Here is a 14,430-nt window from a genome sequence, read left to right as displayed (position 1 = left end):
GTTGTGTTCGATATATTCCAAAAAGCATCGATATAATTTCATTTACCGTAAAATTGGACTACTTCTTATTTAAAAAAGTATTTGTACATACAAAAAAACTCGGGCTTAGCCCGAGTTTTTCATTATTTCTTTTCGTCTTTTTTAGCGTCAGCTTTTGGTTCTTCGAAAAGATCTTTCAAATCTTTATCGTCAACTTTTACGTCAGCTTTTTTGATTTCTTTCATCATAAGATCGTTCATAAATTGAGCATCTTGTGTTTTTTCTTGAACTACTTCTTTTTTGATGTCAGCTTTTGCTTGATCGAAAGTTTTGTCAGCATGAGTATCAGTTACTTTAATGATATGGTAACCATGCTGTGTTTTTACTGGTTCACTTACTTCGTCTTTTTTCAGCTTACGAGCAGCTTCATCGAATTCTTTTACCATTTTATCTGGTCCGAAGAATCCTAAGTCGCCACCTTTTTCTTTGGAACCTGGATCTTCAGAGTACTTTTTCGCTAACTCTTCGAAAGATTTACCTTGTGCAAGTTCTTCTTTCACTTTTTTAGCAGTCTCTTCATCTTTTACAAGAATATGGCTTGCTTTAATTTCTTGCTTATAGTCCTCATATTTTGCTTTTAAGTCTTTATCAGTAATTGCTTTTTCAATCGCTTGTTCTTGGGCTAATGAAGCACGAACACCATTTTTGACTGTTTCTTCTTTAAGACCTTGTTGTTTCATTAGTGTATCGAATTGATCACCGACTTGCTTTTTCATTTCATCGTACTTTTTGTCCACTTCTTTGTCATCGACTTTGTAGTTCTTAATAAGTACTTTTTCCATAACCATGTTATTTAGTACTTGTTTACCAGCTTGTGTCTTCATTTGATTGTAGAACTCTTCTTTAGTGATGTCACCAGCTTTAGATGTAACAATTTTGTCTGATGATGATGGTGTTCCACATGCTGATAATGCGATTACACTTGTTGCGGCTAAGGCAAGCATAGCTTTCTTCATTCAATAAACACTCCTACTATTATGTATTTTTAATTTATCCCGTACAAATGAAGAAACGCCTTATGATAGGTTATTTTCGTTCATAAGAACCTGATTAAGTCTCACTGATGTCTTTGCTTTTTTTATATGTAAAAGCACGCTTAACAGGGCTTACCGAGGCTTTAGGATAAAGTTTAGATGCGTGTCGTTTATTTCATAGTATAAGCAATATGTACAAAATTTAATATATCATATTTCGACGGGTTTTCCTATTGATAAAGAAATTTTAACCAGTTTGTGTCAGATTTTGAAAAGGTACCATATTGGGCGCATGCCGCATATACAGAAAAGAGGAGGGGATGCGGGATGAACTCAAAACTTATTTTATTACTTGTACTGTTTATTTTATTAGTTATAGTAGGTATAATTTGCTTATAGAGGAAAAAAATGAGGAAGGGGCTTCCTTCCTCACTTTCCATGAAATATAATTTCTACATAACTAGAAATTAATAGAATGGTAATACATACATTAATAACTCGAAAGACACCGGGCTGGCGGCTCGCAGATATTTGTTTTCGCTCACACAGTGTATGTGTCATGAAATTCGTGTAAAATATAACAAGAAGTGCGAATGCGACAAAAACAACGGTTATAAGAGTCATGAGGCGAGACCTCCTTTTGGCTAAAATACATATACTTTATATATTGTATCATACGATATTTTGTTCGTGTTATAAAATTCAGAAATAGAAGACTTTGTGTTAGGAAGCGAGGGAGAAAATGGACGTTGTAAGAAGACTAGAACAAGCTGAATACTACGTAGACCTACTATTTAAAATGATTGATGAAGAAAAGTGTCCATTTTATTCTTTAATCATAAAGAAAAAAGCTCGTAAAAAAGATATTGAACGTATACTAAAACTTTGTGAAAAGCTGAACGAACAATATGTAGTGGAGAAAGCAGAAGGCCTTTTATTGTTTGATGCGCTATTAGATCAATTTGAAAAAGCGCTTCCACATCAGCTCGAAGTACACGAAACTGCGGAAGCGCTAGCAAAACAAGGTTTATTTAAGCCGCTTATGAATGAATTCTTAAGCATGATTGCGAAAAAATAAATAGATTATTTCTTAACTAACTTTTGATCGGATTCCGTAAAGTTTTCCTCAATATCTTCTAATGATTTCTCAAAAATATCGATGAAGTCTTGTCCGTAAATATTGCGAAGGATCGCGATAAGTTCGATATTTTCTGGGAACTTACCGTAAAAATTACGAAGTGCAAGAGCCCCATTAAACACAGAATTATTTTCAGGATCATACTCCTCCATTAAGCGAAGTAGTAATTCTTCCCCTTTGTCTGTAATTTCAATATACGTATTTCGTTTATCATCTTCTTTTTTTGAGAATACAAGATAGCCGCGTTCTTCTAGCTTTTTAGAGAAGTTAAACGCCGTTGATACGTGCATAACTCCAAACTTAGCAATCTCAGAAATAGAAGCCCCTTTTAAATGATAAGCAATGGTTAAAATATGATGCTCGTTAATGTTTAAATCGTAAGGTTTAATCCACTGTTGCCAATCTTTCTCTACGCATTTCCATAACGCTTTCGATAATTGAGCAATACGTTGGCTGAAAATCATCGCTTCTTTTACCGAGTAATCTTTTTCTCCACTTTTCATTTACTCACCCACTTTAACATTCTTTTTTCATTATTATCTATTATGCCAGTAAAATAAAAATTAATAAAGTCTTTTTGTGAGAATTGTGAAAATTTTTCGCAAAAACAACATTCTATACAAATCATGCATAACTATGGAAGCGTTTTATGAGTCAAGAATACATGTGTTTTCTTTACATGTTAAGAGATAACATATATTGTAAATGCATAAAAACACGGCATATCTATGTGATATGCCGTGTTAAGGTCAATTCGTATGAAAAATATTTGTTATATGCAAAAAACTAAGCAGGAATATGTTTACGCTTTTTCTGGAACGGCTTCTTGTAGTTTCTCAATTGACTTTTGAATGTCTAAAATTTCTTTTTCAATATGTCGTTTGTTTTGAGAAATATCTTGTTTCCAGTTAGACAGCGTGTCTTGCATATCGTCTTTTAGTTCTTGGAATACTTCTTTACCTTCTGAAGCAGTTTCAACGATTTGGCGCTTTAATAACTTCGTATCAGCTGTAATATCAGCTAAAGTCTTTTTAATATCAGTTCCTTTTTCTTTCAGCTTACCGCGCATAGCTTTACCAGAAGAAGGAGTTGAGAAAAGAACGGCTAGTCCAGCAACTGCTCCGCCGCAAATTACACCTGTAATAAAGGATTTAGCTTTTGACATAAAAGGAAACCTCCTTATTTTTCGTTCGTATTCATGATGTATAAAAGTGTGCATATCTTTAAGACAAGGGGAAGAAAAGTGAGTTTTCTCTCTTGTACATGCTATGCACAAAAAAAATCATACCCCCGGCATCTTTTGTGAAGAAACAAGCCATGCAATAAATGCCAGAGGAATCGGCTTGTTATGTATTACTTCTTATTATAGTGGCACTATTTCACACTATTTGCAATTGTACTTGCGATGTTTTGTAAATTTTCCATTGTATATTCATTTTGGTGTGATTTCCAAACAGCACCGAAACCATCGTTTTCACCGTAGCGTGGAATTAAATGAAGGTGGAAGTGGAATACAGTTTGTCCAGCTTTCTCGCCGTTATTGTTAAGCAAGTTGAAGCCAACTGGATTAAATTCTGCTTTCATTGCATTTGCGATTTTTGGAACGACAGCAAAAATATGTGATGCGATTTCTGGCGTTAACGCAAAAATGTCTTGTTTGTGTACTTTCGGAATAACAAGAGTATGTCCTTTTGTTACTTGACTAATATCTAAAAATGCAAGTACATGCTCATCTTCGTATACTTTTGAGCAAGGGATTTGCCCGTCAATGATTTTACAAAAAATACAATTGTCCGCTGTATGATTCATCGATCTCATCCTTTCAAATAGTCTTAGCCGTATTTTACCATAATTACATAGGAGAACAAACACGAAAAACAGGAAGCTGACTCAGCTTCCTGTTTTCTGAAGATGGATTGAAAAAGCATTTTTTATAATTTACGGTTCGCAGACACCTCATTTATTTAAGAAATGCACGGTAAATCGGCTAAAGTTTCTGCCGTAGACACCCCATTTTCAAGTGAAATGAATTGCAATCTTTTTTTAAAATGAAATTGTTTATTTTTTAAAACAGTATATGCTCTTTCGGAGACACCCCGTTTCGAAAATGAAACAAATTATCTGGTTATGTGTAAATTTCATTGTCCAACTTGGACACCCCATTTCATGATGACTTCACTATGTTGTTGTACTCATCAATTGGTGGTTGCTTTTTCAATGTGTTCCTTCTTCACTAATTATGATGTCCGCTTTCGTAAAAATATATGCCAAGAAATTTAAATTTTTTTTTAAGACATCGATACTATGTAGTACAGCGCCATTTTTGGTAAGATGAATGTAGAATGAATACTAATGAAGAAAGTGGTGTCGTATGAGCGAGTTATTGCGTGTAGAAAATGTTACAGGAGGATATACGAAACGACCTGTACTGCAAAATGTTTCGTTCTCTGTTAATAAAGGCGAACTTGTCGGCTTAATCGGTTTAAATGGAGCCGGAAAGAGTACGACAATTAAACATATCATCGGTTTAATGGAACCGAAAAAAGGAACTGTCACAATTAACGGGAAAACAATTCGTGATGATATGACAGCGTACCGTTCTAGTTTCTCCTTCATTCCAGAAACGCCAGTATTATATGATGAATTAACGTTAGAAGAGCATTTGAAATTAACAGCGATGGCGTACGGTGTAGATGAAAAACAATATGAAGAACGTGTAGGACAACTATTACAAGAGTTCCGCATGAAAAATCGCTTGAAATGGTTTCCGTCTCATTTCTCAAAAGGGATGAAACAAAAAGTAATGATTATGAGTGCATTTTTAGTTGAACCGTCACTTTACATTGTGGACGAACCTTTCGTTGGGCTTGATCCGTTAGCGATTCAATCACTTCTTCAAATGATGGATCAAATGAAAAAGAGTGGTGCGGGCATTTTAATGAGTACACATATTTTAGCGACAGCAGAGCGCTATTGTGATTCATTCATCATTTTGCATCAAGGTGAAGTGAGAGCGATGGGAACACTATCAGAGCTCCAATCACAATTTAATATGCCTGGTGCAACGTTAGATGATATTTACATTGCGTTAACAAAGGAAGAAGATTATGAATAGCACAGCGTTATGGAAAGAACGATTTCGGCACTTTCTAAAAGAAGTTCGTACATATAGTAAATACGTATTTAATGATCATTTGAAATTTATTTTCGTATTTATCATCGGTGCAGGGGCGTATTATTACCAGCAATGGTTACAAACGTTAACACCTTCGTTTCCGACAGCGATTGTTATGGCAGTCTTACTTGGCCTCGTATTAACAGCTGGATCAATCCAAACGTTATTAAAAGAAGCAGACCTCGTTTATTTACTACCAGTTGAAGAAAAGTTAAAGCCTTACTTTACAAAGGCATTTCTCTTTACGTTTATGATTCAGTTATACATAATCGCAATGGTAGCAGCTTCGCTTGCTCCGTTATATTTCCAGCAAATGAAACAAACAGGAGCAAATTACATATGGATTGTAATCGCGCTTGTCATTGTAAAGGCGTGGAATTTATTCGTAGCGTGGGAAAAATCATTTTTAACAGATCAAAGCGTTCAAAAAGCAGATTGGTTCATTCGTTTTATCTTAAACGGCTTATTTGTGTACTTCCTTGTAGAACGTACTTCAGTCATTTTTACCGGTGTAATTGTCTTTTTAATGGCGCTATACCTTGCTGTTATGCATCAAAGGGTGAAAGGGAAGCCGCTGAACTGGGAGTATTTAATTTCTGAAGAAGGTAAAAAAATGATGCTGCTGTACCGCATTGCGAATATGTTCGTTGATGTACCGGCGTTAAAAGAGAGAGTATCACGTAGGAAATGGCTTGATTTCATCCTTTCGATGATCGGTGAGAAACGTACATATTTATACTTATATACGAGAACGTTTTTAAGATCAGGTAACTATTTCGGCTTATATATGCGTTTACTCGTTCTTGGAGGAGTCATTCTTTACTTTATCCCATTTTTATATGGACGCTTTATCGTAAGCCTTGTTTTCTTATACTTAATCGGTTACCAGCTATTAACCCTTTGGAAACATCACCGTATGAAAATCTGGCTTGATTTATATCCGGTAGGGGGAGATGAGAAGAAGAAAGATTTTCTTACTTTATTAAATGCGATTCTTATCATCGGTAGTGCTGTATTTACAATTTTATTTGCACTTGCGACGAAAGATTTCATTATGACCGGCATTTTATTTGTCGTAAGCATATTATTTAGTATTGGTTTCGTTTATCAATACGGTGCGAAGCGCATTGAGCGTTTAAACTGAAAGGAATGAACCTATGATTACATATGAAGAGAAGGTTATAAAAGAATTGGAGCAGTGGAAAGCTACATTCATGAAAGATTCTTCTATGATGACACGGTTCTCTAAAAAAGTGCAGGTGAAAGTACAACAGCTCATTCCGGCGAAAGTGCAAAAGTTACTAACAGAAACGATTCGGATGATGGTACAAACAATTAGTGCTGGATCAAACTTCATAAAACCGAAGCTAAAAGAAACGAACTGGTCACTGCAAAGAAGAGACGATGAAGTACGTAAAAAAATGGATGAGTACAAAAAAGTCGCAGCGGCAGAAGGAGCCGGAACGGGAGCAGGTGGTATTCTCCTCGGTCTTGCCGATTTTCCGTTATTACTTACTATTAAAATAAAATTTTTATTTGATGCAGCGACATTATACGGATTTGATACGAGTAAAAAAGAAGAGCGTCTTTTTATTCTTCACGTTTTCCAGCTTGCTTTTTCGAGTGATGATCATAGAAAAGAAATATGGAAAGCAATTGAAACTTGGGATACAGAAGAAGAAAATCATATGGACTGGGAAAAGTTCCAAACAGAGTACCGAGACTATATCGATTTAGCAAAAATGCTTCAACTCGTTCCAATCATCGGTGCCCCGGTCGGAGCATATGCGAATTATCAATTATTGCAAAGGCTTGGGGAAGTGACGATGAATTGTTATCGTATGCGATTGCTGAATAGAAATTAAAAAGAAAGCATCCTAAATATGTAATTTAGGATGCTTTTTGCTATTTTTATTCATATTTTTTAATTTTTTACCAATAATATACAGATAAAGTAGATTTGGTTATAAAGTTGCTTGAGCTTACTTTACTGTATTTAGGGGTGCAAAATATGAAAGTATCAATATTTATTACTTGTGTTGCAGATGTTTTTTATCCAGAAGTAGGAAGAGATGTTGTGGAAATTCTTGAAGATTTAGGATGTGAAGTTGATTTTCCTAAAACTCAAACTTGCTGCGGACAACCTGCTTATAATAGCGGGTATGTTAAAGAAACAAAAACAGCTGCAAAACATATGATTGAAGCCTTTGCTAGTTCAGAATATGTTGTGGCACCATCGGGGTCTTGCGCTATGATGGTTCACGAGTTTTCTAGCTTATTTTCTGAAAGTGAAGCGGATTGGAAGAAAAAAGCTACTGAACTTGGAAATAAAACATATGAATTCACACAATTTCTTGTTGAAGTATTAGGAAAAGAAGATTTAGGTGCGGAGCTTCATAAAAAAGCAACGGTTCATACATCTTGTCATATGAGCCGATTAATGGGGATTAAGGAACCGCCGCAAAAATTATTAAAATGTGTAAAGGGACTGGAAGTTGTTTCACTGCCGCATAATTATGATTGCTGCGGATTTGGGGGTACATTCTCAGTGAAAATGCCAGAAATTTCTGAGCAAATGGTTGAGGAAAAAGTAAAGCATATTATGGAAACCGGTGCGGAAGTGTTAATTGGGATGGATTGTAGCTGCTTAATGAATATAAAAGGACGTTTAACACGTAATGGTTATCCAATTGATGTAAAACATATTGCTCAAGTATTAAATGAAGATCGAAAATAAGAGGGGGATATAGAGATGGGAATGAAAATTGGGAACGATCCCTTTCATAAGCGTACTGAAACAGGCATTGGGGATCAATTTATGCGACAGGCTGTCAGGAAAGCGCAAGATGGTCTTAGAGTCAAGAAATTAAAAGCTACTGAGAGTCTTGGGAATTGGGAGGAATGGCGAGCTTTAGGAGAAGAAATTCGAAAGCATACATTAGAAAACCTTGATTATTATTTATATGAGCTGAGTGAAAATATTGAGAAAAACGGTGGTTTTGTTTATTTCGCAAAAACTGCAGAAGACGCAAGGGAATATGTAAAAGAGATTGTAAAAAAGAAAAACGCGAAAAAAATTGTGAAATCAAAATCTATGGTAACGGAAGAGATTAGTTTAAATGAAGCAATTGAAGAAGCTGGAGCGGAAGTGTTAGAAACAGATCTTGCTGAATTTATTCTACAAGTGAACGACCACGATCCTCCATCACACATTGTTGTTCCGTGTCTTCACAAAGATAAAGAACACATTTGTGAAATATTTAAAACAAAGTTAGAGTATACCGGAACATCTGATCCTACGGAAATGGCGAGGTTTGTAAGATCGTATATACGTGATGATTTTTTTGCAGCGGATATAGGGGTGACTGGATGTAACTTTGCTGTTGCAGAGTCGGGGTCAATTTCTATCGTAGCAAACGAAGGAAATGCAAGACTTACTACGACACTTCCGAAAACGTTGATTACAGTTATGGGGATGGAACGTATTGTTCCAACGTGGGAAGAGCTTGATGTTTTAGTCACACTTCTATGCCGAAGTTCTGTAGGACAAAAGTTAACAAGTTATATTACAGGGTTAACAGAGCCCGGCGGAACAGATGGACCTGAGGAATTCCATTTAGTCATTGTTGATAATGGTCGTTCCGATATTGTAGGAACAGAATTCCAAAGTGTCCTTCAGTGCATTCGTTGCGCGGCATGTATTAATGTGTGTCCTGTATACAGGCATATTGGTGGACATGCATACGGCTCTATTTATCCAGGACCGATTGGAGCTGTGTTAACACCGCTTTTAGGGGGATATGATGAATATAAGGATTTACCTTATGCATCTAGCCTTTGTGGAGCTTGTACAGAAGCGTGTCCAGTGAAAATCCCGTTACACGACTTATTAATTAAACATCGCAGCCGCATCGTAGAAGAAAAACAATCGCCTGTAGCTTGGAACGTAGCTATGAAAGGTTTTGAAAAAGTGGTGAAGAGTCCTAGATTATTTTCTTTTGCTGCGAAGAGCGCTCCGTATGCATTAAAACCTCTCGCAAAAGGAGATAAAATCGAGCGCGGCATTGGGCCGTTAAAAGATTGGACGGATGCGAGAGATTTTCCGGTTCCGAAAAAACAACCGTTTCGAGAGTGGTTTAAAAAACACGAAAAGGAGAACAATGATGGCCATCCAAAATCGTGATGAATTTTTACTCCAATTATCAGAAAAACTTGGTAGGAAACGTCCAGAAGCAGTGAAAAAACCGAAATGGTCTGTTTCACCGCAGTGGACTGTTTTTGACGGACTTTCGCAAGACGAACTTGTATTAAAGTTAATAGAACACTGCGAAGTCATTCATACAGAAGTAAAGCGAACAACAAAGGAAAATCTTGTTGAAACATTGGGGTCTTTTATAAAAGATTGGAATATCAAATCTGCTATGTATGCGAATGATGGGCGCTTTAATGAGTATGGTCTTACTCCATTTTTCAAAAATGAAGGTACAACACATTTTCGTGCATGGGGATTAGATGATAAAGAAGAGGACATAAAATTTGCGAAAGCTGCTGATCTTGGCATTACGTTCAGTGATATGACTCTAGCGGAATCAGGAACCGTTGTGTTATTTAATGATGGGTTAAAAGGAAGGCATGTTAGTTTGCTTCCAGAGTCATATATTGCAATCGTTCCTAAAAGTACGATCGTACCAAGGTTAACCCAAGCTACAAAACTGATTCATGATCAAAGTAAAGCGGGAGAAAACCTGTCGGCTTGTGTGAACTTCGTTTCTGGTCCGTCAAATAGCGCAGATATTGAAATGAACCTTGTCGTAGGTGTACACGGGCCAATTAGAACAGCATATATTATTGTGGATGATCAATAATGATTTATGTTTGTGAGAGAGCGCCCGCGCATACGAGTTGGAAATATAGATGAAACACTAACATTTATGAGAATACAGAAAATAGAAAGCACTGGCTGTTAAATATAACCGGGGCTTTCTATTTTGCGTGCCTATGTTTATATCCACTTTACTGGCGTACTCCTAGAAGCAAAAAAAGCACTCACTTTTTCTGATAGTGGGTGCTTTTTAGTTTTTATTTCTTATAAGGAACATTCTTGAATTAAAGAAACAAACTTAAATAATTATTTCGAAGTGAAACTATTAGATTTAGTGTTTAAAATCAAAATTATTAGACGCTGAAATAGAACCAATATGATAATCATTAGCGTATTGGACTGAAGCAGTAAACTTTTTACTTTCGTCATTTGTTACATAACCTGAGATAAGGATAGTTTGAAAATCTTTTGGTCCAAATTTATGACCAGTAATTGTTACATCTAAGCCCTCTGTTTCTTTGAAATATTTAACAGTTTTTTCTTTCGCTTTATCAATTACTTGTTGTTTTTCCTGTTTATTTTCCATAGTACATCCTCCTAAAAGTATAAGTGTAAAAATAAAGAATAATCTTATACCAAATTTTTTCACGTAGAATCACTCCATTAATATTGCGTTATATTTCTTTTTCCTAAATTTTATACCCACTGAACATTGTGGTGGGGTATAAAGAAAAGGCACTTTAAAAGAGTGCCTTTTCTTTATTATTTTAAATGTAAATTTTCACTTGTAGAGATAGAACCTATTGTATATTCATCTCCACCGTATTCTATTGTAATATTAAATGTTTTGCTTTCATCATTTTTTATATAGCCGGAGATAAAGATACCTTGTAAATCACTTGGACCAAATCTATAATCAGTGATTACTACATCTAAGTCTTGTTTTTCTTTGAAGTATTGGATGGTTCTTTCTTGTGCCTTTTCAATGATTTGTTGTTCCTCATTCTTTTGATCTATAGTACACCCTCCTAAAAGGATAAGTGTAAAGATAAAGAATAATCTTATAGCATATTTTTTCACGAATAATCACTCCATGAATGTTGCGTTATATTCCTCTTCAATAAATTTTATATTCACTGAACATTGTGTGGTGAAGTATAAAGAAAAGGCACTCTAAAGTGCCTGGATTATTAGTTTTTAAGCTCTAAATTTTTGGTGGTTGAAATAGCGCCGATATGATAATTATTTGCGTATTCAACTGAAGCAGTAAATTCTTTAGTTTTATCATTAGTCACATAGCCTGATATAGAGATAGTTTGAAAGTCTTTTGGTCCAAATTCATGATCAGTAATTGATACATCTAAGCCCTCTGTTTTTTTGAAATATTGAATGGTTTCTTCTTTGGCCTTTTCAATTATTTGTTGTTCGTCTTGTTCTTGTTTCACAGTACACCCTCCTAATATAGTAAGAATAAGAATTAAAACTAAATAAAAACTAATTTTTTTGTTTTTATTTGCCATAATTACCCTCCAAAAAATGTTATCTTAATTATTATAATATTTTTTTTATAGGAGGAGAAAAGATGACTGGAAATAATCAAGTTTTAGATAGTACATATTATCAATTATCTAATATGGCATATTATAATGATAAGAAACTTAAAGATAGAGTTTATATTAAAGATAGTAGCAATAATGTAATGCAAGAGTGGGGCGTAAATGAGACATTCTACGACAAACAAACCGGAATGGATGCAGTAGCCTTTGAACGAGATATAAATGGGAAGAAGCAAGTTATGGTAGCTTTCTAGGGGACAGAAGGGGACGGAATTATCGAGAAAATCTCTTTAGGCGTTCCAATGAAGCCAGGGAAGGTATGAAGGATTTAAAAACAGATACAAATCATTTTGTTAAGAAAAAAACTTCATATGCTAAAATATTTTACGTAAAAAAGACACCCTAAGGTGCCTTTCTCCGACTTGAATCCTCTTAAAGTTGTATGTATTGTGCTTCATCAAAATGTTATTTTTCTGGATCTAAACTAATTGATTCCATTTCGTAATTGTTTTCATAATCAATGGTTGCTGTAGCTTTTCGATTTTCGTTCCCTTTCTATGTTTACATCTCTTTTGATGTTGGGTGCTTTTTAGTTTTTCTTTCTTATAAGGAACACTCCTGAATTAAAGAAGCAAACTTAAATAGTTATGTTGAAGTGAAACTATTAGATTTAGTGTTTTAAATCAAAACCTTCAGATGTGGAAATGGAACCGATGTGATAATCATTAGCGAATTCAACATCTGCCGAAAATTTTTTATTTTTATCATCTTTCACATGTCCTGAAATCCAAACACTTTGAAAGTCCTTCGGGGCAAATTTATGTTTAGTAATCACTACATCTAGATTTTCTTTTTCTTTAAAATATTTAATAGTTGTTTCTGTAGCCTTATCTACTATTAGTTGCTCTTCTTTTTTATTATCCACAGTACACCCTCCTAAAGTAGCAAATACAAAGATTAAAAGGAAATAAAAACTAATTTTTTTGAATTTGATAACCATTTTCTCCCTTCAATGATGTTATCCTAGTTATTAGAATATACCATTTTTTACAAGGAGGGGATATTTTGAAAGAAAATAATAAAATTACAGATGAAACTTTTTACCGTTTATCTAAAGAGGCTTATCGAAATGATAAGGATTTAGAAGATAGTATTAACATTAAAAATGCTGAAGAGGGTACGGTACAAACATGGAAAGTAGGAGAAACATTCCATGACAAACAAACTGGAATGGATGCAGTAGCCTTTGAACGAGTTATCGATGGAAAAAAGCAAGTTATGGTAGCTTTCCGAGGTACAGAAGGGGATAAAATTATAGAGAAAAACTCTTTAGGCATTCCGATGAAGCCAGGGGAAGGTATGAAGGATGCCAAAGCGGATGTAAATCATTTTGTATTACGAGAAGGTGTTCATGAACCAGCAGCACCTCCTGTAGCAGGGACTGAGAATGCAGGTTCAAAGAAATATTGGAATGAAGAGAATCAGCGCTGGGAAACACACAATCAATTCGAACAAGCTGAAAGGGTCATGAAACAAGTAACGGATACATACAAAGACAGAGATGATGTGGAGATATATACGACGGGTCATTCGTTAGGGGGAGCTTTAGCGGAATATGCAGCGGCATCTAATGACAATGTAAGATGTATGTCATGGAATGCGCCGAGTGCAAAACATTTGTTACCACCTGATTTACAAGAAAGAGCAAATAAGGGTGAGTTTAATTATAGAATTGTAAGTGTTGTTCATGGAAATGATTCAATTGGCTACGGACCATTTGGTGCATATGAAAGTCATATAGGATCTACTTATGCGGTAACACCACCAATTTCGAAAGAAGAAATGTCAAAGCTATCATTACAGCAAAAGCTTGGGATGGATGTTACTCGATTTTTAAATTCGATAAGTGGCCCTGGTTATCACTATCAAACAGATCAGAACTTCCGGTTTGGAGAGAATGGGTCTTTATCCAATAAATACTTGTTAAATGTAGACACGAATGAAAGAGTTTATGATTCACCAGGCGCGTTATTAGGCGGGGGAGAGATTCGTGTAGTTGTAGAGGATTTAGAACAAGCCGTAAGAGAAATGAAGCGAAACGCACAAGAATTTCAAGATAGAGTACCGAGGTTAATTTCTAATATGATGACATTATTAGAAACGGCTGAAAGTAGACGGGTAGAAGCTAAAGTAAATAATATACGTGCACATGTAGAGCATTTAAGTTTTTGGTACATACGAACAGCAACGGAAATTTCAGATTTTATTGAGAAGAAAGCCGATGATTATAAGAAGACGGATCAACAATATTAAGGGAGAAGATTAGGATGCCGAGAATTTACTTAAATGAAGAAGCTTTGAATCAAGCTTTACAACTCTTTTATTATGATTCAAGACTTAAATCATAATAAAAGAGTTGTAAGTAATGTACATAATTTACTCTTATCAAGCTGGTCGCAACTTGAAGTGGGGAAGAAGGCCATTAGCGATTTAGAATCTTTTAAAAAAGATATCGAAAGAAGGATGGAAGAATTAGAGTCTGATAAAAGAGAGTTAAAGGGTGCGATTGATTTACTAAAAGCGCTGGACCAAAGTTATGATTACATGGGTCCTAAATATTAGATTACAAGAAGCACTCATAAAGGTGCTTTTTGTGGTTTAAATGGATTAAAGATTACTGTAGTAATTATTGAGGAATATGGCTCGGATCCATAATGTAGATCAAG

Annotated in this window: 17 protein-coding genes and 2 pseudogenes; 10 read left to right on the top strand and 9 right to left on the bottom strand. The window is 35.1% G+C overall.

Annotated features, from left to right (window positions below):
- Window positions 1-122: 122 nt before the first annotated feature.
- Window positions 123-995: a peptidylprolyl isomerase PrsA gene (gene prsA, locus QCI75_RS21610; protein ID WP_144505607.1), complete on the bottom strand. Its 873-nt coding sequence runs from the start codon at window positions 993-995 to the stop codon at window positions 123-125.
- 447 nt (window positions 996-1,442) lie between these two features.
- Window positions 1,443-1,637 carry a hypothetical protein gene (locus QCI75_RS21605; RefSeq protein WP_000172693.1) on the bottom strand — a complete coding sequence of 65 codons (195 nt, stop codon included), beginning with the start codon at window positions 1,635-1,637 and terminating at the stop codon, window positions 1,443-1,445.
- Between the two features lie 118 nt (window positions 1,638-1,755).
- Between QCI75_RS21605 and QCI75_RS21600 the strand changes: the two genes are divergently transcribed.
- Window positions 1,756-2,091, top strand: coding sequence for a DUF1878 family protein (locus QCI75_RS21600; protein WP_002134804.1), 336 nt, complete (start codon window positions 1,756-1,758; stop codon window positions 2,089-2,091).
- A gap of 5 nt (window positions 2,092-2,096) precedes the next feature.
- Here QCI75_RS21600 and QCI75_RS21595 read toward each other — a convergent pair whose 3' ends face one another.
- The 3 genes from QCI75_RS21595 to QCI75_RS21585 form a co-directional block, all read right to left on the bottom strand.
- The gene (locus tag QCI75_RS21595; RefSeq protein ID WP_000834924.1) at window positions 2,097-2,654 is read right to left on the bottom strand and encodes an HTH-type transcriptional regulator Hpr; all 558 of its coding nucleotides are present in this window, start codon (window positions 2,652-2,654) and stop codon (window positions 2,097-2,099) included.
- Between the two features lie 299 nt (window positions 2,655-2,953).
- Window positions 2,954-3,316: a YtxH domain-containing protein gene (locus QCI75_RS21590; protein WP_000030296.1), complete on the bottom strand. Its 363-nt coding sequence runs from the start codon at window positions 3,314-3,316 to the stop codon at window positions 2,954-2,956.
- A gap of 209 nt (window positions 3,317-3,525) precedes the next feature.
- Window positions 3,526-3,960, bottom strand: a complete 435-nt coding sequence (locus tag QCI75_RS21585) for an HIT family protein (RefSeq protein WP_001016832.1) — start codon at window positions 3,958-3,960, stop codon at window positions 3,526-3,528.
- A 562-nt stretch (window positions 3,961-4,522) separates the two neighbouring features.
- On the opposite strand from QCI75_RS21585, the gene ecsA reads away from it, so the two are divergent.
- The 6 genes from ecsA to QCI75_RS21555 all read left to right on the top strand — a co-directional run bounded on the left by ecsA (window position 4,523) and on the right by QCI75_RS21555 (window position 10,191).
- On the top strand, window positions 4,523-5,266 hold the full coding sequence (ecsA, locus tag QCI75_RS21580; RefSeq protein ID WP_105586545.1) for an ABC transporter ATP-binding protein EcsA: 744 nt from the start codon (window positions 4,523-4,525) through the stop codon (window positions 5,264-5,266).
- Entirely contained in the window at window positions 5,259-6,470 is a 1,212-nt protein-coding gene (locus QCI75_RS21575) for an ABC transporter permease (protein WP_353761139.1), read from the top strand. The genes ecsA and QCI75_RS21575 overlap by 8 nt, the downstream gene beginning before the upstream one ends.
- Before the next feature lie 13 nt (window positions 6,471-6,483).
- Window positions 6,484-7,191: an ecs operon protein EcsC gene (ecsC, locus tag QCI75_RS21570; protein ID WP_353761138.1), complete on the top strand. Its 708-nt coding sequence runs from the start codon at window positions 6,484-6,486 to the stop codon at window positions 7,189-7,191.
- Between the two features lie 146 nt (window positions 7,192-7,337).
- Window positions 7,338-8,063 (top strand): (Fe-S)-binding protein, encoded by a 726-nt coding sequence (locus tag QCI75_RS21565; RefSeq protein ID WP_353761137.1) that lies wholly within the window; start codon window positions 7,338-7,340, stop codon window positions 8,061-8,063.
- A gap of 15 nt (window positions 8,064-8,078) precedes the next feature.
- Window positions 8,079-9,509: a LutB/LldF family L-lactate oxidation iron-sulfur protein gene (locus tag QCI75_RS21560; protein ID WP_353761136.1), complete on the top strand. Its 1,431-nt coding sequence runs from the start codon at window positions 8,079-8,081 to the stop codon at window positions 9,507-9,509.
- Window positions 9,490-10,191: a LutC/YkgG family protein gene (locus tag QCI75_RS21555; RefSeq protein WP_353761135.1), complete on the top strand. Its 702-nt coding sequence runs from the start codon at window positions 9,490-9,492 to the stop codon at window positions 10,189-10,191. Before QCI75_RS21560 ends, QCI75_RS21555 begins: the two co-directional genes overlap by 20 nt.
- A gap of 288 nt (window positions 10,192-10,479) precedes the next feature.
- Here QCI75_RS21555 and QCI75_RS21550 read toward each other — a convergent pair whose 3' ends face one another.
- The 3 genes from QCI75_RS21550 to QCI75_RS21540 form a co-directional block, all read right to left on the bottom strand.
- Window positions 10,480-10,797 (bottom strand): DUF1433 domain-containing protein, encoded by a 318-nt coding sequence (locus QCI75_RS21550; RefSeq protein WP_353761134.1) that lies wholly within the window; start codon window positions 10,795-10,797, stop codon window positions 10,480-10,482.
- A 113-nt stretch (window positions 10,798-10,910) separates the two neighbouring features.
- Window positions 10,911-11,228, bottom strand: a complete 318-nt coding sequence (locus QCI75_RS21545) for a hypothetical protein (protein ID WP_353761133.1) — start codon at window positions 11,226-11,228, stop codon at window positions 10,911-10,913.
- A 110-nt stretch (window positions 11,229-11,338) separates the two neighbouring features.
- Window positions 11,339-11,668 carry a DUF1433 domain-containing protein gene (locus QCI75_RS21540; RefSeq protein ID WP_002188639.1) on the bottom strand — a complete coding sequence of 110 codons (330 nt, stop codon included), beginning with the start codon at window positions 11,666-11,668 and terminating at the stop codon, window positions 11,339-11,341.
- 62 nt (window positions 11,669-11,730) lie between these two features.
- On the opposite strand from QCI75_RS21540, the pseudogene QCI75_RS21535 reads away from it, so the two are divergent.
- Window positions 11,731-12,068, top strand: a pseudogene (locus QCI75_RS21535) (lipase family protein); the annotation flags it as partial.
- A gap of 306 nt (window positions 12,069-12,374) precedes the next feature.
- On the opposite strand, the gene QCI75_RS21530 reads toward QCI75_RS21535, so the two are convergent.
- Window positions 12,375-12,704: a DUF1433 domain-containing protein gene (locus tag QCI75_RS21530; RefSeq protein WP_144505614.1), complete on the bottom strand. Its 330-nt coding sequence runs from the start codon at window positions 12,702-12,704 to the stop codon at window positions 12,375-12,377.
- Window positions 12,705-12,769: 65 nt separating this feature from the next.
- Here QCI75_RS21530 and QCI75_RS21525 point away from each other — a divergent pair, with 65 nt between their 5' ends.
- Together QCI75_RS21525 and QCI75_RS21520 are read left to right on the top strand one after the other, a co-directional pair.
- Window positions 12,770-14,017: a lipase family protein gene (locus QCI75_RS21525; protein WP_353761132.1), complete on the top strand. Its 1,248-nt coding sequence runs from the start codon at window positions 12,770-12,772 to the stop codon at window positions 14,015-14,017.
- A 14-nt stretch (window positions 14,018-14,031) separates the two neighbouring features.
- A pseudogene (locus tag QCI75_RS21520) lies at window positions 14,032-14,326 on the top strand (hypothetical protein).
- The last annotated feature ends 104 nt before the right edge of the window (window positions 14,327-14,430 follow it).

It is taken from the genome of Bacillus cereus group sp. RP43 (assembly GCF_040459645.1).
GTDB classification, from domain to species: Bacteria; Bacillota; Bacilli; order Bacillales; family Bacillaceae_G; genus Bacillus_A; species Bacillus_A mycoides_C.
The sequence above is the reverse complement of the archived record's forward strand: the minus strand, read 5'-3'. Positions and strand labels throughout refer to the sequence as shown.

What these genes read in the sequence shown, in the direction of transcription:
- prsA (WP_144505607.1), bottom strand. Translation starts at nt 995, where the DNA reads ATGAAGAAAGCTATGCTTGCCTTAGCCGCAACAAGTGTAATCGCATTA.
- QCI75_RS21605 (WP_000172693.1), bottom strand. Translation starts at nt 1,637, where the DNA reads ATGACTCTTATAACCGTTGTTTTTGTCGCATTCGCACTTCTTGTTATA.
- QCI75_RS21600 (WP_002134804.1), top strand. Translation starts at nt 1,756, where the DNA reads ATGGACGTTGTAAGAAGACTAGAACAAGCTGAATACTACGTAGACCTA.
- QCI75_RS21595 (WP_000834924.1), bottom strand. Translation starts at nt 2,654, where the DNA reads ATGAAAAGTGGAGAAAAAGATTACTCGGTAAAAGAAGCGATGATTTTC.
- QCI75_RS21590 (WP_000030296.1), bottom strand. Translation starts at nt 3,316, where the DNA reads ATGTCAAAAGCTAAATCCTTTATTACAGGTGTAATTTGCGGCGGAGCA.
- QCI75_RS21585 (WP_001016832.1), bottom strand. Translation starts at nt 3,960, where the DNA reads ATGAATCATACAGCGGACAATTGTATTTTTTGTAAAATCATTGACGGG.
- ecsA (WP_105586545.1), top strand. Translation starts at nt 4,523, where the DNA reads ATGAGCGAGTTATTGCGTGTAGAAAATGTTACAGGAGGATATACGAAA.
- QCI75_RS21575 (WP_353761139.1), top strand. Translation starts at nt 5,259, where the DNA reads ATGAATAGCACAGCGTTATGGAAAGAACGATTTCGGCACTTTCTAAAA.
- ecsC (WP_353761138.1), top strand. Translation starts at nt 6,484, where the DNA reads ATGATTACATATGAAGAGAAGGTTATAAAAGAATTGGAGCAGTGGAAA.
- QCI75_RS21565 (WP_353761137.1), top strand. Translation starts at nt 7,338, where the DNA reads ATGAAAGTATCAATATTTATTACTTGTGTTGCAGATGTTTTTTATCCA.
- QCI75_RS21560 (WP_353761136.1), top strand. Translation starts at nt 8,079, where the DNA reads ATGGGAATGAAAATTGGGAACGATCCCTTTCATAAGCGTACTGAAACA.
- QCI75_RS21555 (WP_353761135.1), top strand. Translation starts at nt 9,490, where the DNA reads ATGGCCATCCAAAATCGTGATGAATTTTTACTCCAATTATCAGAAAAA.
- QCI75_RS21540 (WP_002188639.1), bottom strand. Translation starts at nt 11,668, where the DNA reads ATGGCAAATAAAAACAAAAAAATTAGTTTTTATTTAGTTTTAATTCTT.
- QCI75_RS21530 (WP_144505614.1), bottom strand. Translation starts at nt 12,704, where the DNA reads ATGGTTATCAAATTCAAAAAAATTAGTTTTTATTTCCTTTTAATCTTT.